This window comes from Mesorhizobium sp. WSM2240 (assembly GCF_040438645.1).
Classification (GTDB): domain Bacteria; phylum Pseudomonadota; class Alphaproteobacteria; order Rhizobiales; family Rhizobiaceae; genus Allomesorhizobium.
The window spans coordinates 4,677,300-4,701,880 of the sequence record NZ_CP159253.1 but is presented as its reverse complement, the minus strand read 5'-3'; the positions used below and the strand labels follow the sequence as shown (position 1 = coordinate 4,701,880).

Annotated in this window: 31 protein-coding genes and 1 pseudogene; 14 read left to right on the top strand and 18 right to left on the bottom strand. The window is 64.4% G+C overall.

The features are described 5' to 3' along the window. Together ABVK50_RS23350 and ABVK50_RS23345 are read left to right on the top strand one after the other, a co-directional pair. On the top strand, window positions 1-477 hold the full coding sequence (locus tag ABVK50_RS23350; protein ID WP_353644317.1) for a MarR family transcriptional regulator: 477 nt from the start codon (window positions 1-3) through the stop codon (window positions 475-477). Continuing rightward, complete coding sequence (locus ABVK50_RS23345) at window positions 474-1,697, top strand: multidrug effflux MFS transporter (RefSeq protein WP_353644318.1); 1,224 nt, start codon at window positions 474-476, stop codon at window positions 1,695-1,697. Before ABVK50_RS23350 ends, ABVK50_RS23345 begins: the two co-directional genes overlap by 4 nt. A gap of 4 nt (window positions 1,698-1,701) precedes the next feature. Here ABVK50_RS23345 and phnE (ABVK50_RS23340) read toward each other — a convergent pair. The 4 genes and pseudogenes from phnE (ABVK50_RS23340) to phnC form a co-directional block, all read right to left on the bottom strand. Next, window positions 1,702-3,238: pseudogene (gene phnE, locus ABVK50_RS23340) on the bottom strand (phosphonate ABC transporter, permease protein PhnE). 3 nt (window positions 3,239-3,241) lie between these two features. Next, window positions 3,242-4,195: a phosphonate ABC transporter, permease protein PhnE gene (phnE, locus tag ABVK50_RS23335; protein ID WP_353644320.1), complete on the bottom strand. Its 954-nt coding sequence runs from the start codon at window positions 4,193-4,195 to the stop codon at window positions 3,242-3,244. A 64-nt stretch (window positions 4,196-4,259) separates the two neighbouring features. Further along, entirely contained in the window at window positions 4,260-5,171 is a 912-nt protein-coding gene (gene phnD / locus ABVK50_RS23330; protein ID WP_353644321.1) for a phosphonate ABC transporter substrate-binding protein, read from the bottom strand. An 81-nt stretch (window positions 5,172-5,252) separates the two neighbouring features. Beyond that, window positions 5,253-6,095, bottom strand: coding sequence for a phosphonate ABC transporter ATP-binding protein (gene phnC, locus ABVK50_RS23325; RefSeq protein ID WP_353644322.1), 843 nt, complete (start codon window positions 6,093-6,095; stop codon window positions 5,253-5,255). Between the two features lie 251 nt (window positions 6,096-6,346). Here phnC and ABVK50_RS23320 point away from each other — a divergent pair, with 251 nt between their 5' ends. Beyond that, window positions 6,347-6,742: a hypothetical protein gene (locus ABVK50_RS23320; RefSeq protein ID WP_353644323.1), complete on the top strand. Its 396-nt coding sequence runs from the start codon at window positions 6,347-6,349 to the stop codon at window positions 6,740-6,742. Window positions 6,743-6,892: 150 nt separating this feature from the next. Here the strand turns inward: ABVK50_RS23320 and ABVK50_RS23315 are convergent, their stop codons facing one another. Then, window positions 6,893-7,114, bottom strand: a complete 222-nt coding sequence (locus ABVK50_RS23315) for a DUF3016 domain-containing protein (protein ID WP_353647051.1) — start codon at window positions 7,112-7,114, stop codon at window positions 6,893-6,895. A gap of 151 nt (window positions 7,115-7,265) precedes the next feature. Here ABVK50_RS23315 and ABVK50_RS23310 point away from each other — a divergent pair, with 151 nt between their 5' ends. Further along, the gene (locus ABVK50_RS23310) at window positions 7,266-8,255 is read left to right on the top strand and encodes a Tim44 domain-containing protein (RefSeq protein ID WP_353644325.1); all 990 of its coding nucleotides are present in this window, start codon (window positions 7,266-7,268) and stop codon (window positions 8,253-8,255) included. A gap of 44 nt (window positions 8,256-8,299) precedes the next feature. Here ABVK50_RS23310 and ABVK50_RS23305 read toward each other — a convergent pair whose 3' ends face one another. The 8 genes from ABVK50_RS23305 to phnG form a co-directional block, all read right to left on the bottom strand. Then, complete coding sequence (locus ABVK50_RS23305) at window positions 8,300-8,914, bottom strand: GyrI-like domain-containing protein (RefSeq protein WP_353644326.1); 615 nt, start codon at window positions 8,912-8,914, stop codon at window positions 8,300-8,302. 59 nt (window positions 8,915-8,973) lie between these two features. After that, on the bottom strand, window positions 8,974-9,591 hold the full coding sequence (locus ABVK50_RS23300; protein WP_353644327.1) for a DapH/DapD/GlmU-related protein: 618 nt from the start codon (window positions 9,589-9,591) through the stop codon (window positions 8,974-8,976). Further along, window positions 9,588-10,295, bottom strand: a complete 708-nt coding sequence (gene phnL, locus ABVK50_RS23295) for a phosphonate C-P lyase system protein PhnL (RefSeq protein WP_353644328.1) — start codon at window positions 10,293-10,295, stop codon at window positions 9,588-9,590. Before phnL ends, ABVK50_RS23300 begins: the two co-directional genes overlap by 4 nt. Window positions 10,296-10,364: 69 nt before the next feature. Continuing rightward, window positions 10,365-11,141, bottom strand: coding sequence for a phosphonate C-P lyase system protein PhnK (gene phnK, locus ABVK50_RS23290; RefSeq protein ID WP_353644329.1), 777 nt, complete (start codon window positions 11,139-11,141; stop codon window positions 10,365-10,367). Further along, entirely contained in the window at window positions 11,138-12,043 is a 906-nt protein-coding gene (locus tag ABVK50_RS23285) for an alpha-D-ribose 1-methylphosphonate 5-phosphate C-P-lyase PhnJ (RefSeq protein ID WP_353644330.1), read from the bottom strand. The genes phnK and ABVK50_RS23285 overlap by 4 nt, the downstream gene beginning before the upstream one ends. Window positions 12,044-12,193: 150 nt before the next feature. Then, a complete protein-coding gene (locus tag ABVK50_RS23280) occupies window positions 12,194-13,300 on the bottom strand; it encodes a carbon-phosphorus lyase complex subunit PhnI (protein ID WP_353644331.1) in 1,107 nt (368 codons plus the stop codon). 1 nt (window position 13,301) lies between these two features. After that, complete coding sequence (gene phnH, locus ABVK50_RS23275) at window positions 13,302-13,913, bottom strand: phosphonate C-P lyase system protein PhnH (RefSeq protein WP_353644332.1); 612 nt, start codon at window positions 13,911-13,913, stop codon at window positions 13,302-13,304. Continuing rightward, on the bottom strand, window positions 13,913-14,383 hold the full coding sequence (phnG, locus tag ABVK50_RS23270) for a phosphonate C-P lyase system protein PhnG (protein ID WP_353644333.1): 471 nt from the start codon (window positions 14,381-14,383) through the stop codon (window positions 13,913-13,915). The genes phnH and phnG overlap by 1 nt, the downstream gene beginning before the upstream one ends. A gap of 101 nt (window positions 14,384-14,484) precedes the next feature. On the opposite strand from phnG, the gene phnF reads away from it, so the two are divergent. Next, window positions 14,485-15,237: a phosphonate metabolism transcriptional regulator PhnF gene (gene phnF / locus ABVK50_RS23265; RefSeq protein WP_353644334.1), complete on the top strand. Its 753-nt coding sequence runs from the start codon at window positions 14,485-14,487 to the stop codon at window positions 15,235-15,237. 7 nt (window positions 15,238-15,244) lie between these two features. On the opposite strand, the gene pdxY is transcribed toward phnF, so the two are convergent. Both pdxY and ABVK50_RS23255 read right to left on the bottom strand, forming a co-directional pair. Further along, window positions 15,245-16,129: a pyridoxal kinase PdxY gene (gene pdxY / locus ABVK50_RS23260; RefSeq protein WP_353644335.1), complete on the bottom strand. Its 885-nt coding sequence runs from the start codon at window positions 16,127-16,129 to the stop codon at window positions 15,245-15,247. Window positions 16,130-16,135: 6 nt separating this feature from the next. Beyond that, window positions 16,136-16,387, bottom strand: a complete 252-nt coding sequence (locus tag ABVK50_RS23255) for a hypothetical protein (protein ID WP_353644336.1) — start codon at window positions 16,385-16,387, stop codon at window positions 16,136-16,138. A gap of 152 nt (window positions 16,388-16,539) precedes the next feature. Here ABVK50_RS23255 and ABVK50_RS23250 point away from each other — a divergent pair, with 152 nt between their 5' ends. From ABVK50_RS23250 to ppa, 5 genes are all read left to right on the top strand, one after another. Continuing rightward, window positions 16,540-17,178 carry a LemA family protein gene (locus ABVK50_RS23250; protein WP_353644337.1) on the top strand — a complete coding sequence of 213 codons (639 nt, stop codon included), beginning with the start codon at window positions 16,540-16,542 and terminating at the stop codon, window positions 17,176-17,178. 61 nt (window positions 17,179-17,239) lie between these two features. Continuing rightward, the gene (locus ABVK50_RS23245; RefSeq protein WP_353644338.1) at window positions 17,240-18,052 is read left to right on the top strand and encodes a YgcG family protein; all 813 of its coding nucleotides are present in this window, start codon (window positions 17,240-17,242) and stop codon (window positions 18,050-18,052) included. Continuing rightward, the gene (locus ABVK50_RS23240) at window positions 18,053-18,697 is read left to right on the top strand and encodes a TPM domain-containing protein (protein WP_353644339.1); all 645 of its coding nucleotides are present in this window, start codon (window positions 18,053-18,055) and stop codon (window positions 18,695-18,697) included. Window positions 18,698-18,839: 142 nt separating this feature from the next. After that, window positions 18,840-19,346, top strand: coding sequence for a GNAT family N-acetyltransferase (locus ABVK50_RS23235; protein WP_353644340.1), 507 nt, complete (start codon window positions 18,840-18,842; stop codon window positions 19,344-19,346). Window positions 19,347-19,450: 104 nt separating this feature from the next. Beyond that, complete coding sequence (gene ppa / locus ABVK50_RS23230) at window positions 19,451-19,984, top strand: inorganic diphosphatase (RefSeq protein WP_353644341.1); 534 nt, start codon at window positions 19,451-19,453, stop codon at window positions 19,982-19,984. Window position 19,985: 1 nt separating this feature from the next. Here the strand turns inward: ppa and ABVK50_RS23225 are convergent, their stop codons facing one another. Both ABVK50_RS23225 and ABVK50_RS23220 read right to left on the bottom strand, forming a co-directional pair. After that, window positions 19,986-20,591: a hypothetical protein gene (locus ABVK50_RS23225; protein ID WP_353644342.1), complete on the bottom strand. Its 606-nt coding sequence runs from the start codon at window positions 20,589-20,591 to the stop codon at window positions 19,986-19,988. Window positions 20,592-20,688: 97 nt separating this feature from the next. Further along, the gene (locus tag ABVK50_RS23220; RefSeq protein WP_353644343.1) at window positions 20,689-22,494 is read right to left on the bottom strand and encodes an ABC transporter transmembrane domain-containing protein; all 1,806 of its coding nucleotides are present in this window, start codon (window positions 22,492-22,494) and stop codon (window positions 20,689-20,691) included. Window positions 22,495-22,682: 188 nt separating this feature from the next. On the opposite strand from ABVK50_RS23220, the gene rpmE reads away from it, so the two are divergent. From rpmE to ABVK50_RS23200, 4 genes are all read left to right on the top strand, one after another. Next, complete coding sequence (rpmE, locus tag ABVK50_RS23215) at window positions 22,683-22,904, top strand: 50S ribosomal protein L31 (protein ID WP_353644344.1); 222 nt, start codon at window positions 22,683-22,685, stop codon at window positions 22,902-22,904. Window positions 22,905-23,029: 125 nt separating this feature from the next. Next, the gene (locus ABVK50_RS23210; RefSeq protein ID WP_353644345.1) at window positions 23,030-23,509 is read left to right on the top strand and encodes an anthrone oxygenase family protein; all 480 of its coding nucleotides are present in this window, start codon (window positions 23,030-23,032) and stop codon (window positions 23,507-23,509) included. A gap of 82 nt (window positions 23,510-23,591) precedes the next feature. After that, window positions 23,592-23,753: a hypothetical protein gene (locus tag ABVK50_RS23205; RefSeq protein ID WP_353646078.1), complete on the top strand. Its 162-nt coding sequence runs from the start codon at window positions 23,592-23,594 to the stop codon at window positions 23,751-23,753. A 48-nt stretch (window positions 23,754-23,801) separates the two neighbouring features. After that, window positions 23,802-24,242 (top strand): GNAT family N-acetyltransferase, encoded by a 441-nt coding sequence (locus tag ABVK50_RS23200; RefSeq protein ID WP_353644346.1) that lies wholly within the window; start codon window positions 23,802-23,804, stop codon window positions 24,240-24,242. Here the strand turns inward: ABVK50_RS23200 and ABVK50_RS23195 are convergent, their stop codons facing one another. Beyond that, window positions 24,243-24,551 carry a SelT/SelW/SelH family protein gene (locus ABVK50_RS23195; protein WP_353644347.1) on the bottom strand — a complete coding sequence of 103 codons (309 nt, stop codon included), beginning with the start codon at window positions 24,549-24,551 and terminating at the stop codon, window positions 24,243-24,245. Between the last annotated feature and the right edge of the window lie 30 nt (window positions 24,552-24,581).

The window sequence follows — 24,581 nt, the reverse complement described above, 5'->3', positions numbered from 1 at the left end:
ATGGACCGGAAGATCGACCCCGACAGTTTTGGTTTCCTCGTCACCGACGTGGCGCGGCTGATCCGCTCCGAGATGGACCGGCGCATCGGCGAGGCGGGCCTCGGCCTGACGCCGAGCGAGAGCCGCACCTTGAGCCATGCTGCGCGCGCCGGCGCGGTTCGCCAGAACGCCCTCGCTGAACGCATGGGTGTAGAAGCGATGACGCTCAGCGCTTCGCTCGACCGGCTTGAGGCGCGCGGCCTGATCGAGCGCCTTGCCGATCCGACTGACCGCCGCGCCAAGCTCGTCCAACTGACCGACGCAGCAGGGGAGGCGCTGGACCGCGTCGCTCCGCTCAGCGCCGCTCTGCGCGCCGATGCGTCGGCCGGCATCGATCCGAACGATTGGGCGCGTCTGCTCGACACGCTGAAAATGATCCGCGCCAATCTGACCACGACGAAATCCGAAAGCGCCCGGCTGGAAAGTTCCGCGGCATGAACATGCAGTCCACCACCCTGCCGGCGCCCGTGATGACGGAACGGCGCGTCTCGCTGATCGGCGCGCTGCTGGTCGCGATCGGTCCTGTCTCGATGGCGCTGTTCACGCCGGCGATGCCTGAAATCGTCCACGCTTTCGGCACGACGGAAGCCGCCGTGAAGATGACGCTGTCGCTTTACTTTGCCGGCTTCGCCTTCGCCCAGCTCGTCTGCGGGCCCTTGTCCGACGGCTTCGGCCGTCGTCCCGTCACCATCGCCTTCATGGCCATCTATCTGGCCGCCAGCGTCCTCGCCCTGCTTGCCCCGACGATTGAGATGCTGATCGCCGCCCGTTTCCTGCAAGGCGTCGGGGCCGCCGTCGGCGTCGCGATTTCGCGGGCGCTGGTGCGCGATCTCTTCACCCAGGAACGCTCAGCCCGAATCATGAACCTGATCGGCATCATCCTGGCCGTCGGCCCGGCCTTCGCGCCGACGCTGGGCGGTCTGACCATGGAGCTGTTCGGATGGCACGCCATCTTCCTGCTGATGGTGGCGATGGGCATGACCGTCGTGGCGGTCACCATCTTCTCCATGCGCGAGACGGTGGTCCGCGACCTTTCGCGGATCAGCCCGTCGGCATTGGTCCGCTCCTACGGCGCGCTCCTCGTCAACCGGTATTTCATGCTGTCCAGCCTGGTGGTCGCTGGAACGTCGGGTGCGCTTTACGCGCAGGCGACCGTCCTGCCCTTCATCATGATGAACCGCGTCGGCCTGACCCCGTCGCAGTTCGGCATCGGTATGCTTGCCCAGTCGGGCATGTTCTTCGCCGGATCGCTGGCCGTGCGCGCCCTTCTCGGGCGCCTGGGCGCTTTTCGCCTGGTGCCGGTGGGGCTGGTTTTCGTCGCCGCAGGCAGTCTCGCTCTGGCGGTTCTGCTCAGGCTGCAGGAGCCGACATTCGTGAATGTGATGGGTCCGGTCGGGCTCTATGCCTTCGGCATCGCCTTCGTCATGCCGGCGATGATGACCGCGGCAATGGCGCCCTTTCCGCATCGCGCTGGCGCCGCGTCGTCGCTAATGGGTTTTCTCCAGATGGGGTTTGGCCTGCTCGGGGGTTCGGCCGCCGCACTGATAGGCGAGCCGGTGGCCGCGCTTGCGGCCGTTATCCCGGTGATGGGGCTGATCGCTATTCTGTCCTGGCTCGCCTGGCGAATATTGCCGGAGCCGGCGCTGCCCATCGCCTGACGCATCAGACCGGTTGTGTGCTGGCCGGATCTCCGCCCATCAGCCGCCGGCGCAGGGCGTTGGAGATGTTGTCGAAGACAAAGACGACGATGAGGATGAGCAGTACCATATAGGCGACGTTCTCCCAGTCGGAATTGGTGCGCATGGCTTCCCAGAGCTTGAGGCCGATGCCGCCTGCGCCGACTGCGCCGATGATGGTCGCCGAACGCGTGTTGGATTCCCAGAAATACAGCGACTGGCTGAGGAATACCGGCAGAACCTGCGGCACCACGCCGTAGCGCTGAACCAGGGACGGCGCAGCCCCCACCGAGCGGATGCCTTCGCGCTGCTTGTCGTCGATATTCTCCAGCGTCTCCGAATAAAGCTTTCCGAACGTGCCGGTGTCGGTGAAGAAGATCGCCGAAATGCCGGCCAGCGGCCCCGGGCCGAAGGCGCGCGTGAAGAACAGCGCCCAGATCAGCATGTCGACCGAGCGCAGGAAGTCGAACAGGCGCTTGGCTGCCTGATTGGCGATGCGGCTCCGCGTGATGTTGCGGGCAGCGGCGAAGGCCAGCGGAAACGCCAGGAGCGAGGCAAAAACGGTGCCGACGAACGCCATGACGATGGTCTGCAGCAGCTTGGTCCAGACATCGAGATGCTGCCATTCGGAATTGTTGAGGATGTTGTCCCACGCCAGCGCCAGGTTCGACCGCTTCGGATCGGCGCGCTCGCCGGACGCGATCAGCGAGAACACCTCGCCGGCCGATTTGCCCCAGAAAGGCGAATTGGTGTCGAAGACGAAGTTCGCCCAGCCCCAGAAGCGATGGCGGATCTTGACCTCGTCGTCTTCGATTTCGGCGCGGCCGGCAAAGCCGAAACGGACGATTATCTTTGCTCCCGGCGCTTTCTGCTCCGCCCAATCGGGCAGCGGACCACGCGCCGTCACCGACTGGCCCTTGGCGATGTCGGCCACCAGCGTTTCCGATCCGCGCGTCACCGTGACGAGGCCCGGAACGATTTCGATCAGATTGCGGGAACCGATTTCTACGGTCGCGCGGACGGTCTCTTCCTGGCGTATGGCCGCGCCGCCGGTCGCCGGAGAAGGCGCGGCGGCCGCCGAGCTTTCCCGTCGGCGCCGGCTTGCCGCCGACGGGTCCCAAGAAGCTTCCCGCCGAACCGCCGCCCGCACTGGAATTGGCGTTGCCGGCGGGCGCCGCGGCGGCCCGCTCGACCATCGCGGTTTCGCTGGTCAACCAGTCGACGCTGCCTCGCTCTCCGACCGGGTCGAAGCGCGGGAACGAGATCTCGAGATGGTTTTCTTCGATCCCGATGGTCGGCCGGGCCTCATAGGTAACCCAGTCGGCCAGGTAGGCGCCGGCTATGTCCCAGTTTCCGTTGGCGAATACCGTGCCGATGGCGAAGAACCACCAGGCGAACGCCAGGTAGGCCGCGACGCCAAGGCCGATCGCCCAGCCGGCCAGCCGCTTGCGCAGCGAGCCTGCAAAGACCTGCGGGTGGCGGGCGGCGATCTCGTCGACTTCGGAAAGCGATAGTACGGCCATGAATCAGCCTCCCCGGCCGAAGGCGAACGCCTGCTCGCCGACAAGCCTCTGCCGCAGCCAGGCGGAAAACTGGTCGACCGCAATAATGGTGATGAGGAGCAGGCACACGATGGCCAGCGTCTTGGCCTCGTGCGTCTGGCTGATCGACAGGCGCAGCGCCTCGCCTATGCCGCCGCCGCCGACTGCGCCGATGATCGTCGAGGCGCGGACATTGATTTCGAGGCGCAGCAGACCGTAGCTCAAGAAATTCGGCATGACCTGCGGCACGATGCCGAACCACACACGCTCGAGCCGGTTGGCGCCGGCCGCGCGCAGGCCCTCGTCGGGGCGCATATCGGCGTTCTCGACCACCTCGAAGAACATCTTGCCGAGCGCGCCGATGGTGTGGATCGAGACTGCGATGATTGCAGGCACGGCGCCGAGCGACAGCACGGCAAGGAAGAAACCGGCGATGACGATTTCGGGAAAAGCGCGCAGCACTTCCATGAAGCGGCGCACGAAGAAGCGCAGCCAGCGCTGCGTGACGACATTGGAAGCCGCCAGAAAGCAGAGGACGAAGCCGATCGCAAAGCCGATCAGTGTGGAGACCAGGGCGATGTTGATCGTCTCGAGCATCTTGTAGAGATATTCGGGGACGTAGAACGTCTCCGTCAGGTAGATGCGGCCTTCGGGATAGTTGTATTTCAAGCTGCCGTCGTCATAGGGCGAGGACAGGTCGAACATTGCGCGCCACACTTCCATGCCGTCGCGCGGCAAAAGCTGCCCGACGAAATCGAACAGATGGGGCAGGCGGTCCCAGAACTTGCCGGCATTGCTCTCATTAGCAAACCAGAGGGAGCCGCTCATGGCGACCACCATGAACAGCACACCGCCGATCGTGTAGAGCCTGCGGCGGCCCGCCAGTTCGCGCCAGTGCCGCTCGACCGCCAGCCCGGCTTCGGAAAGTGTCACGCTCATGGGAGATTCCTGCAAAGCGAGAACGCGCCGCGGCTCCCGCGACGCGTTCCGGTTGCCTGATAGCTCAGCTGCCGATCTGCGCTTTGCGCGCGTCGATGATCGGCTGGTAGAACTCCGGCGTCACTTCGGTGAAGCCGGTGAAGTCGCCGCCCTGGATGGCGGAGAAGCAGTCCGGATCGGACTTCGGCAGGCCGAGCATGAACTCCTTGAATTTGGTCTTCATGTCGGCATCCATCGACGAGCGAATGACGATCGGGCCGTTCGGGATCAGCGGCGATTTCCAGATCTCGACAAGATCGTCCATGTCGAGCACGCCCTTGTCGACCATCTTGGCGAGATTGCCGGAGGTGTAGCCGTCCTTGAAATCGCCCACGCCCGAACCCCAGGTCGTGCCGGCGTCGAACGTGCCCTTCACCACTTCGAGCACCAGGTTCTCATGGCCGCCGCCGAAGCCGGTCTCGGCGAAGAAATCCTTGACTGCGACGCCGCCCAAAGCGGCCGGCAGGGTGACGGCGGGAACGAGATAGCCCGAGGTCGAATCCGGGTCGGCGTAGCCGAGCTTCTTGCCCTTGAGGTCTTCGAGCCTGGTGAAGCCGGAATCCTTGCGCGCCACCATGATCGAGTAGTAACCGGTCGAGCCGTCGGTCTGCACCGTGGTCAGGATCGGCTCGACTGCCTTGGGATCTTCGAGATAGACCTTGGCGTAGGCCGAAGCGCCGAGTTCGGCATAGTCCAGCGTGCCGCCGAGCAGGCCCTGCACGACGCCGTCGTAATCGGAAGCCGGGAACAGCGACACTTTCTCGACACCCAGCACGGAGGGAAGCTTGTCGACCATGCACTGGAAATTGCGCAGGCGATCGGCCTCGTTCTCGCCGCCGAGTATGCCGATGCGGAATTCCTTGAGGTCTTCGGCCTGAGCCGTCCCGACCGCAACGGCGACGAGCGAAACGGCGCCTAGAAATGCTTTTCTGAACATGAGGTCTCTCCTGTTTATCCGGCTTACGGCCGGTCGCTGATGTGCTGACGAGCCCTTGACGCGGGCGATGCGACCGCGGCCTCAGGCGCTGGCCAGGGCCGGCTTCAGTGCGGTCTGGGCTGCGATCTTCCGGGGCTTTTCGCCGCGGATGCTGGTCGAGGTGATGGCCTCGGAAATCTCCGCCCCGTCGCTTTCGGCGCCATAGACCATGCGGACGGCCTCGCGGGTCAATTCCTCCGGCGCCCCGTCGAATACGACCTTGCCGGCGGCCATGCCGACGATCCGCTCGCAATAGTTTCGCGCCGTATCGAGCGTGTGCAGATTGGTAATGACCGTGATGCCCTCGCGCAAATTGATGTCGCGCAGCGCGTCCATCACCACTTTGGCGTTGAGCGGGTCGAGCGACGCGATCGGTTCGTCGGCAAGGATCATCCTCGGCTGCTGCATCAAGGCCCGCGCGATCGCCACGCGCTGCTGCTGGCCGCCAGATAGCGTGCCGGCGCGCTGCAGCGCCGTCTGTGCGATGTCTAGACGCTCCAGCGCCGAAATCGCCATCGCACGCTCTTCGCGCGAGAAGATGTTGAGGAGGTTCAGCGCAGTCGGCCGGTGGTTGAGGCGGCCCAAAAGGACATTGGTGAGGACGTCGAGACGCGGCACCAGGTTGAACTGCTGGAAGATCATGGCGCAGTCGCGCTGCCAACGCCGCAGGGTGGAGCCGCGCAGGCCGGACACCTCGGTGCCGGCAAACAAGATCGATCCCTGGCTTGGATCGATGAGGCGGTTGATCATGCGCAGCAGGGTGGATTTGCCGGCGCCGGAGCGGCCGATGATGCCGACCATCTGGCCTTGCGGGATTTCCAGCGCGACGCCGTTGACGGCAGTTGTCTTGCCGAACCGGCGCGTGACATTGCGGATTTCGAGCATGATGGCTTCCTTGCGACGGGGGCTTTTCGCATTTGCAGGCTTTCGCCTAAGCCAGCCGCATGAACGGGGAATGTCGGTTCGATGTCAGTTTCGTTACATTCCACAGCCCTTCGGCGCCTGCGTCGCTCGCGCCCGAAAGCGAAGGTGGACGCTGCTGCGCGCTTGGGAAAATCGTCCGCGCACCGGAACAGTTCGAGTATCCGGTCGTTCTCTCCAATCATCAAAGAAGCCTCTTATGAAAGGAGAGTCTGATGTCGATACGTTTGGCGACTTTCACTGCTTTATCGGTCATGCTGGCAGCGCCGGCTTTCGCGGATTGCCGGGAGGAACTCACGAAGCTCGAGCAGCCGACCGTCACAGCCGAAACAGGCGCGGCCACCAACGAGCCCGGCATGCCCGCGACGCAGCATCAGGAAGAGCTCCTGCCGGGCGCCCAGGGAACAACCCCGGAGATCACGGGATCTACGTCCGATCAGGTGGAAACGATCACGCCTCATCAGGAAGAGGTGACGCGCGGAACCGCCGGCGATGAAGCCGATCAGGTGGCGGCACTGATGACCGAAGCCCGCGAGATGGCGGAGGCCGGCGACGAGGCCGGCTGCATGCAGAAGGTGACGGAGCTCAAGGGTATGATAGGTACGGATTGAGCATTCGCTCGGCCGGTCCCGCTAGCGGAACCGCACAAAGCTGCGATGTCCGGATGAGATCAGCCGTGGCTGATCGCAGCGGCAGAGCCGTGACCGGCATCGAAGCTGAGCCTGCGCCGCCGAATTCACAGCGGTAGAGGCAAGAAAAGGTCATCCGCGCGGCGGACTGAGATGCACGAAGCGCCTGCGGAACCAATCGCGCAGCATCTTCTTCTCGTAGCCGAGGCGCCGGTCGCTATAGGTTGAGCCGGCGCCCCAAAGGTAAGTCATGTCGGTAACGTTTTCCTCGGCACGCATCAGCAGCTTACCGCGGTCGACGAGCGCATAGCGCAGCTTAAACCGGGGTGGGGTGGGGTGACGTCGCGATGCGATCAGGCGATGCTACACCCGCGCCGCCAGACTCGCCAACGCGCGTTTCTTCAACTTGGGTGACGAGAGCGGTGTTCGTGCTCTTGCGATCGACTGGCGCAAGGCCAGTTTATCATTATATGAAGGGCCGATATCACCGATCCATGAGGAACCGATGCGGCTCTCCAGCACGACCCGATTTGCCACGCTTTTCGCAGGGTTGTTCCTTGCATTCTCGATGATAGCCGTCGATCACGCCGACGCCCGCCGCGGCGGCAGCTTCGGCAGCCGCGGCATGCGCACGTTCCAATCGGCTCCGCCGACCAGGACTGCGCCACAGCCGACCGCTCCTGTCGAGCGCTCGATGACGCCAAACACGGCGCCGACCAACGCCGCGCGGCAGACGCAAATTTCCCAGCAACGGCCCGGCTTCATGAACGGCTTCGGCGGCTCGATGCTGCGCGGCTTAATGCTCGGCGGCCTGATCGGCCTGCTGCTCGGCCATGGCTTCGGCGGCCTTGCCGGCATGTTCGGCTTCCTGTTGCAGGCGCTTCTGATCGGCGGCGCGATCTGGCTGGCCGTGCGCCTGTTTCGTTCGCAGCCGGCGGGTTCGCGCGAGCCCGCCATGGCCGGTGCTTCCGGCCGCGGTGATTTTGCCTATCGGGATGCGTCGCCACGCGGAGGCGGTAACGGCCGCTCCTTCAGCATACCGAACATCGGTTCGAGTTCGCAGGTGCCGCCTCAGCAGGCTGCAAGCCAGGAAATCAGCCTACAGCAGGATGACCTCGACACTTTCCAGCGGCGCCTGACCGAAGTGCAGGAAGCCTTCTGCCGTGAGGACCATGCCGCGCTGCGCCGGCTGGTGACGCCGGAGATGGTATCCTACCTTTCCGAAGAACTGGCCGATAATGCGCAAAAGGGCGTCCGCAACGACGTTTCCGACGTTCAGCTTCATCAGGCCGACATCGCCGAAAGCTGGCGCGAGGGCGACAGCGACTATGCCACGGCGGCGCTGCAATATTCGTCTCGCGACGTAATAGTGGATCGCGCGACCGGCAGGGTTGTCGAGGGCAATCCCGACGAGCCGACAGAGACGACGGAACTCTGGACCTTCGTGCGGCAGCGGGGTGACGACTGGAAACTTTCGGCGATACAGGAGACCTGACCGTCGCTTCTGCGCCGCCGCGGCGCTGTCCGCGACGGCAATGTTCAGATCGGCTTTACAGGTTGGCGTAGAATGGTCCGCAGCTTCGTCGGCTCGACCTTGCGGGCGTCGGACAGGTAAATCTCGTGATGCAGGCCATTGAAGGTAAAACCATTCTCAGGCATCACTTCGTCATGGAGCCGGGCGAGCACCGGCGTCTCGTCATCATAGCTGCCAATATGCAGCGTCTGCAGGCAGAGCCCCTCCTCATTGGGTTCGAGACGTAGCGTCGACGGCGCCTCGCCGAGCTTCTTCGCCGCCTTGGCGACGGCCTGATCGAATACCGCCTGCCCGACAAAATCCGGCACCATGATCATCATGGTCCATTTCCACTCGTCCTTGCGGCGGGCAGTGAAGGCGGCATGGTCGTCAGCCCACCACAGCCCCTCCAGCGGCGGCACCGTGTAGTCCTGGCCGTGCGCGGCCCTGGCCGCGAATTTCATCGCGTAGCTGACCGAATAGAGCCATTCGAGCGCGGCCTTGTAGGCAGGGGACGTGTTCGGGTCGCCCTCGCCGTCGATCTTGACGAACCGCATAGCGGGCACGTTAACGGTGACGAATTCCCCGGCCGGCGGGTTGTAGAGCGCCTTGAGAGTTTTCTTGAAATCGATTTTTTCCAAAGCGTTACCCAAGCCAAGCTCGGTCTAGAATAACAAGCCGCGCGACGAGGCGAAACGGGTCAGCCGCCGTGCTTTTCCAAAAATGCTTCGGCCGAAAGCGCGCGGAAATCATCGAGCGCCGAACGCAATTTCGCATGATCCCAATCCCACCAGGCGAGCGCCTGGTAGCGCTCCGCCGTCCTGCGGTCGAAGCGCTCTCGGATCGGCCTCGCCGGCACGCCGCCGACGATCGTGTAGGGCGCTACATCCTTCGATACGACAGCGCCGGCCCCGACCACTGCTCCGTCGCCTATGGTGACGCCCGGCAGCATCGTCGAGCCATGGCCGAGCCAGGTGTCGTGGCCGATCGTGACGGCGTTCGAGCGCCGCCAATCGAAGAAATCGGTCTCTTGCTCCGCGTCGTCCCAGTAGTCCGAGGCGCGATAGGTGAAATGGTGCAGTGTTGGCCGCCAGGTCGGATGGTTGGTGGCGTTGATGCGGACCGCGGCCGCGATATTGGCGAACTTGCCGATCGTCGCGCACCAGACGCCGCAATCCTGGACGAGGTAGGAATAGTCGCCGAGGGACGATTCGATGAAGCGCGTGCGCTCTCCGATTTCGGTGTAGCGGCCAAGCGTCGAGCCGGTCACGTCCGCCGTCGGATGGATCGTCGGCTGCTCGGAAAGTTTCCCGCTCATGCCGCGACCTTTCCGGCTGCGAATTCGGTCACGTCGATGATGCGGTCGGCGACCGCTTCACGCACGTCCGAATCATGGAAGATGCCGAGCAGCGCCACGCCGGCGGCTTTCTTGTCGGCGATCAGCTCGATCACCACTTCGCGGTTTTTTGCGTCCAGCGATGCCGTCGGCTCGTCGAGCAGCAGCACCGGATGCGGAGTGATGAAGCCGCGCGCGATGTTGACGCGCTGTTGCTCGCCGCCGGAGAAGGTCGCCGGCGGCAGCGCCCAGAGCTTTTCGGGCAGATTGAGCCGGCCAAGCAGTTCGCGGGCACGGCCATGCGCCGCCTCGCGGGTTTCGCCTCGCGCCACCAGCGGCTCGGCCACCACGTCCAGCGCCGAGACCCGCGGCACGGTGCGCAGGAATTGGCTGACATAACCGATCGTGTCTCGCCGGATCTGCAGGATGGTTCGCGGGCTGGCCTTGGCCAGATCGACGAGGTGGCCGGCGTGATCGACAATGATCTGGCCCTCGTCGGCGGAATAATTGCCGTAGAGCATCTTCAGGATGGAGCTCTTGCCGGCGCCCGACGGCCCGCCGAGCACGGCGCATTCGCCTGCCCTGATCGAAAATGACACGCCGGCGACGACCGGCAGCCGGATGCCGTCGCGCAAATGCATGGTGAAGCTCTTGGCGAGCTGCGAAACGACGAGCGGGGTTGCCATGGTTAGAGTCCTTTGCTTTGCCGCATGATCTCTTCCGAAAACCGGCGTCCACTTTTCGGGATCATGCGGCTACACCTGCAAGATCGAGGATACGAGAAGTTGCGTGTAAGGCGCGCGCGGATCGTCGAGCACCCGATCGGTAAGGCCGGTCTCGACGACCCGGCCGTCCTTCATCACCATCATGCGCTGCGACAAAAGCCTGGCTACGGCGAGGTCGTGCGTGACGACGATCGCCGCCAGGCCGAGATCGGTGACGAGGCCGCGCAGCAGGTCGAGCAGGCGCGCCTGCACCGAGACGTCCAGCCCGCCCGTCGGCTCGTCCATGAAAACGAGGCGCGGGCCGGTTACCAGATTGCGGGCGATCTGCAGGCGCTGGCGCATGCCTCCGGAGAAGGCGCGGGGCTCGTCGTCGATACGATCCTCGGCGATCTCGACGCGGGACAGCCAATCGACGGCGGTGGCGCGGATATTGCCATAATGCCGGTCGCCGACCGCCATCAGCCGCTCGCCGACATTGGCGCCGGCCGAGACGGTCATGCGGAGCCCATCCGCAGGGTTCTGGTGGACAAAGCCCCAGTCGGTGCGCATCAGGAAGCGGCGCTCCGCCTCGCTCATGCGGTAGAGGTCGCGAAAGACGCCGTCGCGCATGCGGTAGGTGACCGCGCCCGAAGTCGGCATCAGCCGCGTCGACAGGCAGTTGAGCAGCGTCGTCTTGCCGGAGCCGGATTCGCCCACCACGGCCAGGACTTCTCCCGGCCAGAGGTCGAAAGAGATGTCCTCACAGCCGACGCGCGAGCCGTAGAACTTTGAGAGGGAGTTGACGCGAAGGAGGGGTTCGTCGGTCATTCAACTGCTTCCTTGCCGCCGGCTGCCATCGCCCCCGTGTGCCCGTTCTCCCGCCGCTTCTCGCAATGGTCGGTATCGGAGCAGACGAACATGTGCCCGCCATGGTCGTCGAGGATGACCTCGTCGAGATAGACCTGCTCCGCCCCGCACAGCGCGCATGGTTGGTCGAAACTCTGCACCTCGAACGGATGGTCCTCGAAATCGAGGCTGACGACCTCGGTAAACGGCGGTATCGCATAGATGCGCTTCTCGCGGCCCGCCCCGAACAATTGCAGCGCCGGCGACATGTGCATTTTCGGATTGTCGAATTTCGGCGTCGGCGAAGGGTCCATCACATAGCGGCCCTCGACCTTGACCGGATAGGCATAGGTGGTGGCGATGCGGCCGTGCTTGGCGATGTCCTCATAGAGCTTGACGTGCATCAGCCCGTATTCCTCGAGCGCGTGCATTTTTCGCGTTTCGGTCTCGCGCGGTTCCAGGAACCGCAATGGCTCGGGGATAGGCACCTGGTAGACGAGCACCTGCCCCGCGGTGAGCGGGTATTCCGGGATCCGGTGCCGCGTCTGGATGATCGTGGCCTTCGCCGTCTCCATCGTCACAGCGACATCGGCGACCTTCCTGAAGAAGGCGCGGATCGAGACGGCGTTGGTGGTGTCGTCGGCGCCCTGGTCGATGACCTTCAGCACATCGTCCGGCCCGATGATCGAGGCGGTCACCTGCACGCCGCCGGTGCCCCAACCATAGGGCATCGGCATTTCGCGGCTGGCGAACGGCACCTGGTAACCGGGAATGGCGATGCCCTTCAGGATCGCCCGGCGGATCATCCGCTTCGTCTGCTCGTCGAGATAAGCGAAGTTGTAGGTGGCGATCGGTTCGGCGACGGGCGCAACGCTAGTCGACATGGCGCGTTTCCTTGAGAGAAAGGAGACCGAAATGGACCTTATGATCGTACCGGTGATCCTGGCGCTGCTGTTGACCGCCTACGTCATCTATCGGGGCTATGCGGCTCGGGCGCGCGGGCGCAGGACACCCGATCAAGAACAATAGGCCTTTCATTCCGCGGCCTCCTTCTGGCCCTCGGTCCCGGAATTTTCGCCCGCCTCGTGCTCGGCGCGCATGCGCCGCACCAGGTCAAGCTCGGCCTGGAAGTCGACATAGTGGGGTAGCTTCAGATGCTCGACGAAGCCGGTCGCCTGGACATTGTCGGAATGCGAGATGACGAACTCCTCGTCCTGCGCGGCGGCGACATCCTCGCCGAATTCGCGGGCGCGCAGAGCCCGGTCGCAGAGCGACATCGCCATCGCCTTGCGCTCGGATTGGCCGAAGACCAGGCCGTAGCCGCGGGTGAATTGAGGCGGCGCCTTGGCCGAGCCCTTGAACTGGTTGACCATCTGGCATTCTGTGACCCGGATGCGTCCCAGAGTTACCGGAAACGGCAACTCCGGCACGTCGAGTTCCAGCTCGACCTCGCCGATGCGTATTTCGCCGACAAAGGGATGGCTGCGGCCATAGCCGCGCTGCGTCGAATAGCCGAGCGCCAGCAGAAAGCCCTCGTCGCCGCGCGACAGCGCCTGCAGGCGGATGTCGCGCTCCATCGGAAATTCCAGCGGCTCGCGCGTGATGTCGCCGGTAACGTGGCCGTCGGGCAGATTGCCGTCCGGCTCAATCAGGCCTTCATGCGCCAGAATCTCGGAGACGCGCGGCATGGGCTCGGGAGCGGTGTCGCGCCGCTCTGGCTCGGCGACATCCGCGCCGCCGGCCAGTTCCGGATCAAGCAGGCGGTGCGTGTAGTCGAATGTCGGGCCAAGCAACTGCCCGCCCGGAAGGTCCTTGTAGGTCGCCGAGACGCGGCGCTCGACCTCCATGACCGCCGTGTCGATCGGGCGCGTATAGCCGAAGCGCGGCAGCGTCGTGCGGTAGGCGCGCACCAGGAAGATCGCCTCGATCATGTCGCCCCGCGCCTGCATGACGGCAAGGGCGGCAAGCTCCCTGTCGTAGAGCGAGCCCTCCGCCATCACCCGGTCGACGCCCAGTCCAAGCTGTTCGACGATCTGGTCGAGCCGCAGCGCCGGCACGTTGCGGTCGCCGCGCCTGCGGTCGGCGAGCAGCGCATGCGCATTGGCGATCGCGGCTTCGCCGCCCTTCACGGCCACATACATGTCAGGCCTCCATCGTCTTGATGCAGGTGGTGCGCGGCAGGCAGGCGACATGCTCCGGCGCCGCCAGGATCACATCGACGCCACGCGGGAAACGACCGTGGTTCTGCTTCCACTGCTCGACGAAGTGGCGCGGCAGCGGCGTCGGCGAGATTGTCGCCTCGGTCTCGATGCCCGGACCTTCGAGGTGCAGCGGGGGCCCGGATGTCAGGCTGCCTACGGCAAGGATCAGCGTTGCCGAGCGGTCGGGATATTCCTGCGTGCCTTGTCCGAAATTCTCCAGCGCGATCAGCTCGGCCGGGTCGCAGACCAGCGCGAAATGCGCTTCCGCCGGATTGTGCGCGAGAGGCGCGCCGGTGTGGAAGCCGAGCCAGGTCTTCACCGCATCCGACGCCTGCAATGCTGCGTCGAGCCAGAGCGGCGTGTCGTGGTCGCACAAAGTCAGCGCCACCGCGGCTGCCGTGGACGTCAGCGGGGCAGGCGGTGAGGCGGAGCGGCCGATCGGCTGCACCGTTCCCGGCCGGGCCATGGCGTCCATGACCGCGCGGAACACCGACTGCGCATCGAATACAGGATCGGCAAAACCGCCGTCGATCGATTGGCCGAGCATGTCCATCAATCCTCTCCGCGCACCATGGTGAAGAAGTCGACCTTGGTGGCCGCCGTCTCCGTGCGGCGTTTCTCGTCGGCGCCCGCTTGCGCAGCCTTGAGCGGCGCGATGATCTTCTCCTCGATCTCGGCGCGGCGGGCGGGGTTCTGCCAAAGCGCGTCGGCGATTGCCGAAATCCTCGCCTTCTCCTTGTCGCGGCCAAGTGCATAAGCATGGCCGACCTCGCCGCCGGGCAGCCGCACCGTCGCCCGCGTCACCGTCGCCTCGCCGAAATTGAACGGTGCGCCGGCGCCGCCGATGCGTCCGCGCACCGTCACCAGCCCGGTTTCCGGGCCGCGCAGCGCCTGCGCATCCGTCTCGATGCCTGCCGCATCCCAGAGCCGCCTGATCTCGCCGGCCGAGGCCATCGCCAGGGCGGCCATTGCACCCTTGCGCTCCGCGTTCCGTTCCGCTTCTTCCCGCCTGCCGTTCTTCATGAGCCTGCGCCTGCTTACTTGTCTATTGTTCTATACAACCAAACAAATTATAGCTGGCTTCTAGCGCGTGTCCATGACGTGTGCGTGACAGGAGAGAGAAATTGATCGGAACCGGACTCGAGCGGGAGGTGACGCGCAGGAGCGGCGTCGCGCTTTGGCGCCAGATCGCCGACCAGATCAGGCAGGCGATCGGCTCGGGCGTGCTGGGCGCCGATGGCCGGCTGCCGCCGGAACTGGCGCTGTCGGAACGCTTCGGCGTCAATCGCCATACGGTGCGCAGCGCTATCGCGGCGCTGGTTCAGGAAGGCGTATTGCGAGCCGAGCAAGGCCGCGGGACGTTCGTCGAAAGCCGCAAGCGCCTCTCTTATCCGATCGCCGCTCGCACCCGTTTTTCCGAAGGCCTGGAAGGCCAGGCGCGCGATCGCCGCAGCAATCTTCTGTACCACGCGATCGAACCTGCGAGCAGCCAGGTGGCCGAGGCGCTGGACCTGCCGCAGGGCGCGCCGGTGCTGCGGCTGGAGACCATGGGAGAGGCCGACGGCCGGCCGGTGTCGCGGGCGACGAGCTTTTTCGACGCGAGCCGTTTTGCCGGTTTCGAAAATTCGTTCGCCCGGAGCGGCTCCATCACCGCCGCCCTCCAGGAATTTGGCGTCTCCGACTATGTCCGCCGCTCGACGCTCGTCTCTGCGCGGCATGCCGACTCCGCCGACCTTGCGGATCTGCGCCTGTCGCCGGGCGCGATCGTGCTGGTGACGGTCGCGATCAACGAAACCCTCGACGGCTCGCCGCTGCAGTTCTCCGAAACGCGCTTCGCCGCCGACCGCGTCGAACTTTCGGTTTCGGGTCAGGCCTGACCCGTCTTTATGCCCGCCGATCCCGCCCCGGATGCATCAGATGACGCAACTGGACCATGGCCATAGGGTGCGAGAGGCTTTGCGCGTCGGTCTCGAGTTGCAACTCGTCGCCGCCGCGCTTCGCCGTGCGCGCCAGAATCTCGTAGACGGCGGCGGTGGTCGACTGCAGCGCCTTGGCCGCAGGCTGGCCGTCGAGCAGCCGCGCCAGGAACACGGCGGCGGTGAGGTCGCCGAGCCCGTTCGGCGGCTGTTCTATGATCCGGTGCTCGGCGAGCAGCGCCGCTGACTGGGTCAGGAGCAGATTGCCGATGCCGCCGGTCATCATCGCCGGCGCTGACGTGACCAGCATCGTCGCCGGCCCGGCCTCGTTGGCCGCCGCGATCACCGAGCGCATGTCGTCGAGTTTCGTGCCCGCCATCCATTCCAGCTCATAGCGGTTCGGCGTGGCGATGTCGGCGATCGGCACCAGCACGTCGCGCAGCGCACGGGCCAGCGGCTCGGCGACGTAGAGCCCGCCTGCGTCGCCCATGATCGGGTCGCAGATATAGATGGCGCGGGGGTTCCTTGCGCGTACCGCCTGGACCAGCGAGGCCACAGCCTGTGCCTGGTCGACATTGCCGAGATAACCCGACAGCACGCCGGCGACTTCGCCCAGCCACGGCGCCTGCTCGAGGTCCTTCATCAATGCCGCAAATTGTTCCGGATCCGGCACGATCCTTGTAGCGCGGCCGTGACCCGGGTGCCAGGGCAGGATGACTGTCGGTACGGCCCACACCGGATAGCCCAGCGTCTCGAGCGCAAAGACCGCTGCGCGATTGCCCACGGAACCGCGGGCGACATGACTGGAAACGACGATGACCGCGCGTGGCGCGTCAGCTTCAACCGAATTCATCCGACCCTATCCGCGCACCACGAAAATCACCAGCCAGACGATCAGGCCGATTGTCACGACCAGCCCAATAGCACGTCCGATGCGCGTTCCCCAATATTCGACTGGATCGGCGGGGTCGGCATCCGCGGCCGTCAAATGGTCCCGCGTTCGCTGAGCGGTGCGCGAGACCAGCGGCGGGGTGCTCGAATCGGCCTCGCGCGCGATGCGGTCTAGAATGCGCCGCGATTCGATGTCCCTGTCGGGTTCCTTGCCTGCCACTGAAGCGCCCTTTGTGCCGCCGGGACTCTAGCGCGTTCCGGCGGGCGGGCACAGTGATCAACGCATGGTCCAGCATATGTTGGGGCCAGCCATTCCTTTGGCCCGGCAATGTGGTAACTGTTCACCATTCTGTGATGACCCAAGGAGTTTCCATGCTCGCCCAGCGCCTCTTTTCCCCTTCCGTTTTTCGCAGTTTCCGGGCCGTGCTGGTCCTGGCTCTCTTCCTGCCTGCGCTGTCGGCCTGCGGCTTCAACACCATTCCGACGGCCGAGGAGCAGGCAAAGGCGGCGTGGAGCGAGGTGCTCAACCAGTATCAGCGGCGCGCCGATCTCATTCCGAACCTGGTCGAGACAGTGAAGGGCTACGCCGCCCACGAAAGGGAGGTGCTGCAGTCAGTCGTCGAAGCAAGGGCCAAGGCCACCCAGACCACGCTTTCGCCTGAAGCGCTCGAGGATCCCGAGGCGTTCAGGGCTTTCCAGCAAAGCCAGGCCGGGCTCACCGGCGCGCTGTCGCGGCTGCTCGCCGTGGTCGAGAACTATCCCGACCTGAAGGCAAACCAGAACTTCCTGGCTCTGCAGGCACAACTCGAAGGCACTGAAAACCGCATCGCGGTCGCCCGCCGCGACTACATCGAGGCAGTCCGGGTCTACAACACCTCGCTTCGGACCTTCCCGTCTCTGCTCTGGGCAAAGTTCTGGTTCACCGACAACGAACCGTTCCAGAATTTCACCGTGGCGGAAGACAAGATCGAGACGCCGAAGGTGGATTTCGGCGCCCAGCAGGGCGGGTAGTCTGTCAGCGGCCAACGTGAACAAGTCAGCTTTGCAAAGCTCTGGACAGAGGGGGGCAACGTTGGGCGCAGGCCTGACGCTTCTGGCAGCTCTGTCTTTCCTGCTCTTCTCCCCGCTGGCAGCCCTTGCCGCCGAACTGCCCGCGCTCACCGGCCGCGTGGTCGACAATGCCGACCTGATGAGCGCGGCCGAAGAGACGGAACTGACGGAAAAGCTCGCCGCCTTCGAGCAAAAATCCTCCGACCAGATCGTCGTCGCCACCATCGACAGCCTCGATGGCGAGGCGATCGAGCCCTTTGCCAACCGGCTGTTTCGCGCCTGGCGGCTCGGCCAGGCCGGCGAGGACAATGGCATTCTGCTCATCGTCGCCAAGTCGGACCGCAAGATGCGCATCGAGGTAGGCTATGGCCTCGAAGGAACGCTGACCGATCTGCATTCGAAGCTGATCATCGAAAACACCATGGTCCCCGCCTTCCGGGCCGGCGAATTTGCGGGCGGCATCAACGGGGCCGTCGACGACATCATCATGGTGCTGGAGGGCAACGCCGCCGAACTGGAAGCGCGCGCCGAGCGCAACCAGCAAACCGGCGACGAATTTCCCGATCTGGTGGTCGTCCTGTTCTTCATCGTCTGGGGAACGCTGTTCTTCGGCGGCTTCGCCATGGCGTTCCTGGCTCCGGTTTTCGGCAGGAAGATCGGACCGGGCCGCTACCGTTGGCTCGGAATGAATATTTCTCTTGGTGGCGGCTCTTCCGGCGGGGGCTATTCGAGCGGCTCGTCCGGAGGCGGCTGGTCGTCAGGTAGCAGCGGAGGCGGTGGGTTTTCCGGCGGCGGCGGCTCGTCGGGCGGCGGCGGTTCTTCGGGGAGTTGGTAGATGCGCAACAGGTCACGACCGCTGAACGCCAAGGAACACGCCCGCATCACCGAAGCGATCCGGATTGCCGAAAAAAGCACATCGGGTGAAATCTACTGCGTCGTCGCGCGTTCGAGTGACAGCTATTTCTTTCCCGCCGCCTTCACATTGATGCTGGCCATGCTCATAGCCAGCCTCGTTGCCGCTTTCGCGCTCGAATATTGGTGGCTGACGCTGCGCGCGCCGCTGTTCGTCGCAGCGCAGATGCTGGCGCTCGGCTGTGCGCTGATCCTGCTCTGGTTGTTTCCGCCGTTGCGCATCATCCTGGTGCCGCGGCAGCTGCGCTACAGGCGAGCGCACGAAAATGCGCTGAAGCAGTTCCTCTCGCGAAACGTCCACGTCACGTCGGCGCGCACCGGCGTCCTTATTTTCGTTTCTCTGGCGGAACGATACGCTGAGATCGTCGCCGACAGCGGTATTAACAGCCGCGTTGCGCAGGCGGTCTGGGATGAAGTGGTCGGCCTACTCGTGGCCGATGCGCGGGAAGGGCGATTGGCCGATGGCTTCGTTTCGGCCACGGGAACGGTCGGAAAGCTCCTGAGCGAGCATTTTCCGGTGGAGGCGGGCGACGTCAACGAACTCGACGACCACCTCGTGGAGATTTGAACTTTCCCACTAAGGTGATGTGCTTGAGATTCGGGTCAGCCGACATCACCTGAATATCAACAGAATGCCTGTGTGCACGGCCATGGCCGGCCCCATTCGACTATTGCTTTGCCGGTCCGGCCGCGTTTATGGTTAACCAATCATGAATACGGTAACCATCGACATACGAAGGGCAGAGCCGCGCGACGCGCAGGCCATAGCCGATGTGCATCATCAGGCCTGGCGGGGCGCCTATGCCGGCATCATCCCGCATCGGGCGCTGAATGTGATGATCAGCCGGCGCGGCAGCCAATGGTGGGCAAACGCCATTCGCCGTTCCGCCACCGTGCTTGTCGTGGAAATCGGCGGCAAGGTCGCAGGCTATACCACCGTCGGCCGAAACCGCGCCCGCGAACTGCCGCAGCAGGGCGAAATCTACGAGCTGTACCTCCGTCCGGAATATCAGGGCGTCGGACTGGGCAGCCGGTTGTTCGCCGCGGCCAGGCAGAAGCTCGCCGACCACGGCCTTAAGGGCATGGTCGTCTGGGCGCTGGAAGACAACACGAATGCGCTGTCCTTCTATGCCGGCGCCGGCGGCCGCGATGTCGCCGAGGGCGTCGAGGTGTTCGACCAGAAGGCGTTGAAAAAAGTCGCTTTCGTCTGGGACTGACGCCCAATATCTTTCACCTGCGACCTTTGAACGTACCCGTCTGCTGTTGCGCTTGGCGCTTGCTGCGGCTATCGACCCGCGCGGGGCACAACGGGAAACCATCCATGCGCATTGAAGCCATCGCCATCGGCAAGAATCCGCCTGATGATGTCAACGTCATCGTCGAGGTTCCGGTCGGCGGTCAGCCGATCAAGTACGAAATGGATAAGGAAGCCGGGACGCTGTTCGTCGACCGTTTCCTCTATACGCCGATGACCTATCCGGGCAATTACGGGTTCGTTCCGCACACGCTCTCCGGAGACGGCGATCCGATCGACGTGCTCGTCTGCAACACCCGCGAACTGATCCCGGGCTGCGTCATCAATGTCCGCCCGATCGGCGTCTTGATCATGGAAGACAATGCCGGCCAGGACGAGAAGGTGATCGCCGTCCCGTCGCCGAAGTTGACGCGCCGCTACGAGAACATCTTTGAATACAGCCAGCTGCCGGAGATCACGCTGCAGCAGGTCGAGCATTTCTTCGAACACTACAAGGATCTGGAGCCCGGCAAATGGGTCAAGATCGGCGGCTGGCACGATTCGGCGCGCGCCAAGCAGATGATCGTCGAGGCGATCGAGCGGGCCAAGAATACGAAATAAATCACTGATCGGCGCGGCTGAATTCCGGCATCGGCACATCGCCGCTGACCAGCACGCGCTCGTCGGCCCCGCAGGCGAAATCGCGCGCCTGCTCGTCGGCGATCTTGCGCGCGGTTTCGTTGGCCTTCGGATTGCCCGTCGCCACGACCAGCCCGACGGCGCAGCCTTCGCGCTCGGCAATCTGGCCCACCTTGGCGACGACCAGGACCTCGGTTTTCTTTTCCGCATCGTCGGGATCATTGCTGATGAACCAGCGGTGGATTGTGGCGAAGGGCTGGGCCCGGTCGCCATCCATTTCGATGCGCCATTCGATTTTCGGGCCGGCCGAATTGAACGCCGCAAAACTCTCCCAGGCCGGCGCGAGGTCGCCCGCGGGCGGGAAGCCGTAGAACACCGATTCCCTCAAATCCGCCGAATAGATGATGATGGGGTAGCCGCTATAGCCGGTGCAGACCAGATTGGACCAATCGCCTTCGCCTTCCCCGGCCGCGGCGAAGGTGGTGCAGTCCTCCTCGGAATCGAGTTCGGTGTACACGCTGGAAATTTCGCCGGCCCAAGCATTATGGCAAAGGCTGAAAAAGACCAATCCGAACATGATTGCTTTCACGGCGGTCACTCCATCGGGGCCGCCAAAACCTAACCCGGGCCCAGCCCGGAGACAACCTGAAGCAGCAACGCCGCAAGGATTTCGAGTTGTGTTCGGCCTATTCCGCCGCGCCCTTGAAGGCGTGGGCGCCGGTCTCGAACTGCAGCTTCGCAAGCCGCGCGTAGATGCCGCCCTTCTTGACCAGGCTGTTGTGCGTGCCTTCCTCGACGATGCGGCCGGCTTCCATGACCAGGATGCGGTCGGCCTTCAGCACGGTCGCGAGCCGATGCGCAATGACGATCGTGGTGCGCCCCCTCATCAGCCGCTCCAGCGCCGTCTGCACCAGCGTCTCGCTTTCGGCGTCGAGCGCCGAGGTCGCCTCGTCTAGCAGCAGGATGGGGGCATCGCGCAGGATCGCGCGCGCGATCGCGACGCGCTGGCGCTGGCCGCCCGACAACATCACGCCGCGCTCGCCGACAGGCGTGTCGTAGCCCCTGTCCAGCCGTTCGATGAACTCGTCTGCCAACGCTTCGCGAGCCGCCTGCTCGATCTCAGCGTCCGTTGCATCCGGCCTGCCGAAGGCAATGTTTTCGCGGGCGGTCGCGGCAAAGATCGTCGTGTCCTGCGGCACGATGGCGATGCGGTTGCGCACCTCCTGCGGATCGGCTTCGCGCACATCGACGCCGTCGACCAGGATTTGTCCATATTGCGGATCGTAGAAGCGCAGGAGCAGCGAAAACACCGTGCTTTTGCCTGCGCCCGAAGGTCCGACGATAGCGACGGTCTCGCCGGTCTTCACCGAAAAGCTCAATCCGTGCAGCGTCGGCAGGTCGGGGCGGGCGGGATAGGAGAAGGAAATATCGCGGAATTCGACCAGCCCCTTTGCCGGCGAGGGCAGGGCTTTCGGGTTTGCCGGCGCGACGATCGCCGGCTGCTCGGCAAGGATCTCGGTCAGCCGTTCGGCGGCGCCCGCCGCCTGGCTGAGTTCGCCCCACACTTCCGAAAGCGCGCCGAGCGCGCCGGCGGCAAACACTGAATAGAGCAGGAACTGGCCGAGCGTGCCCGGCGACAGCGCGCCCGAAAGCACGTCGCGCGAGCCGAACCACAGCACGGCCACCACCGAGGAAAAGATGGTGAAGATGGCGAAGAAAGTCAGGAAGGAACGCGCGAAGACCGATGAGCGCGCCGCCGCGAAAGCCGACTCAACCGCTTGGCCGAAGCGGCTGGTCACCAGCCTTTCATTGGTGAAGGCCTGCAAGGTGCGCATCGAGCCGATATGCTCGCTGGCATAGGCAGTGGCTTCGGCGAGCGTATCCTGCGCGGCCCGCGATTTGCGCCGCACCGAGCGGCCGAAACCGACCAGCGGCAGCACGATCAGCGGGATGGCGGCGATCACCAGGCTCGACAGTTTCGGGCTGGTCACGACCATCATGGCGACCGCGCCGAGGCCGAGGATCACATTGCGCAGAGCGATGGAGGCGGTGGCGCCGACGGCGGATTTGATCTGCGTGGTGTCGGCCGTCAGCCGCGAGACGATCTCGCCCGACTGCGCCGTGTCGAAGAAGGCCGGCGACAGCTTCGTCGCGTGCGAAAACACGTCGCGGCGGAGATCCGCCACCACGCGCTCGCCCAGCGTGATGACGAAATAGTAGCGGCAGGCCGAGGCCAGCGCTAGGATCGCCGCGATCACCACCAGCATTGAGAAATAGTTGGCGATGAACGCGGAATCCGACCCGGAGAAGCCGTGGTCGATCATGCGGCGCACCGCAAGCGGCAGGGTCAGCGTCATCAGCGCGGCTACCGTCAGCGACAAAAGCGCGCCGGCGACCAGCTTGCGATAGCGCAGAATGTAGGGGAAGAGCCGCTTCAGGGGCCGCAGCGAGCGCCTGCGCGCATCCTCAGCGCTCCTGCCGGTTTCCGCCATGGCGTTTTTCCCTTCAGACCGTCGTCATGACGGCGGCGCCCGGCCTTGTGATTCAAATTCGGCTGATGTATAGGCTCGCCGACCGTTTTTCGAAGCCGCGCCTCTCATTAGCCGCGGCTTCGAGTTTTAGAAAAGAGGCGCATCGCCGCAGGCCGGCCTCGCGCGCCGCGACAGCCAGGAACAGACCGATGAAGACCGATATCCATCCCGACTACCACAACATCAAGGTCGTCATGACCAACGGCACCGAGTATACGACGCGCTCGACCTGGGGCAAGGAAGGCGACACGATGAACCTCGACATCGACCCGTCGACCCACCCGGCGTGGACCGGCGGCCAGCAGACGCTGCTCGACCGCGGCGGCCGCCTGTCGAAGTTCAAGAAGCGCTACGAAGGCCTCGGTATGTAAGCCTGCGCGCATTCACGATTTCGAAAACCCGCCGCGAGGCGGGTTTTTTGTTGCCCGCGATTCAGGCTCCCGCTATTCGAGGTTGTATTCCGGCGGGGCGGCGCGGAAGACATCTGGAGGGCCCAATGATCGGCGGCTGGATTTTCGCGCTCACCTTCCTGGCCGCGCTCGGCAGTGGGCTCATGGCCGGGCTGTTCTTCGTGTTCTCGGCCTTCATGATGACAGCGCTCGCCCGCCTGCCCTCCGGGCAGGGAATGGCGGCGATGCAGTCGATCAATGTCGCGATCCTCAACCCGGCGTTTGGTGCGGTGTTCTTCGGTACAGCCGTCCTGTCGGTTGTGCTGGCGGTGGTCGCCGCGTTCAGGTGGGGCGATGCCGGAATTGCCTGGCTGCTGGCCGGCAGCCTCCTTTATCTCGTCGGCATCATCGCGGTGACGATGATCTTCAACGTGCCTTTGAACGACGCGCTCGCAGCAACCGGCGCCGACACGCCGGAGGGCGCAGCCCTGTGGACGCGCTACCTCGCCGAATGGCTGCCCTGGAACCACGTCCGCACGCTGAGCGGGATCGCTTCGCTGGCCTGCTTCATCATGGCGCTGCGGTAGAGCGCCGGCCTGAGGCTGGGCGAGGGAAGTCGCTGCCCCATATGAACTCCTGGTTGGCGACCGCCGCCGGAAGGAGTTCATTTTGAGTGATCAGTTTTCGCGCATGGCGCTTGGAATGGCGGTAGGCATCGGCGTTGGAGCGGTCATTGGGGCGACGCTCGACAATGTGCCGATCGGAATCGCGATCGGCATTGCCATCGGCGCGGCGGTAGGGGCGATTTTCGCCGCACGTAAGGACAAGTGACCTAACTGCACTGTGTGCGTCTTTTACTACATCAGGAGAAGAGATCGAATGGCGGAATTCAAGATAGAGCCGATATCCACGCTCACCCCGGCCTTCGTCGATTCCATTGCCGTTCTTGTCCCACAATTGTCCTCATCCGCCGCTGCACCGGGAAACGAGGACCTGCAGAGGGTCGTCGGGTCCTCGGCGACGACGCTCCTGATCGCCAGGTCGGACGACATGGTGAAGGGCATGCTTACCCTTGCCATTTTCCATGTTCCGACCGGAACACGTGCAATCATAGAGGACGTGGTGGTCGACGAGCGCCATCGGGGACAGGGTATTGCGGCTGCCCTTGTAACGGACGCGCTGACCCGAGCGGAGGCTGCCGGCGCCAGGACGGTGGACCTGACCTCAAGACCCTCGCGTGAAGCGGCCAACAGGCTGTACCGGAAACTTGGTTTCGAGCAGCGGGCGACCAATGTCTACCGCTTCTCCTTCGGGAAGTAGTCAGGACGGATCGTCGGCTTTGTGGCCGGCGCGGTCGGCATGGCCGAGATCGCGCTCCGGATCGATGATGTCGCGGACCAGTTGCTTGAGCTTCGCCGCATCGGGAAAGCCGCCGTCGCGCTTGCGGTCCCACACCATGTGCTCGTCGCAGGTGATGGTAAAGATCCCGCCGGTGCCGGGCACGAGCGCGACTTCGCCGAGTTCGGGGCCGAAGGTCGACAGCAGTTCCTGCGCCATCCATCCGGCCCTCAGGAGCCACATGCACTGAGTGCAGTAGGTGATGCGGATGGTGGGAAGAGAGATACTCATTTTGTATCACTTTTTATCGCCCCTCACCCT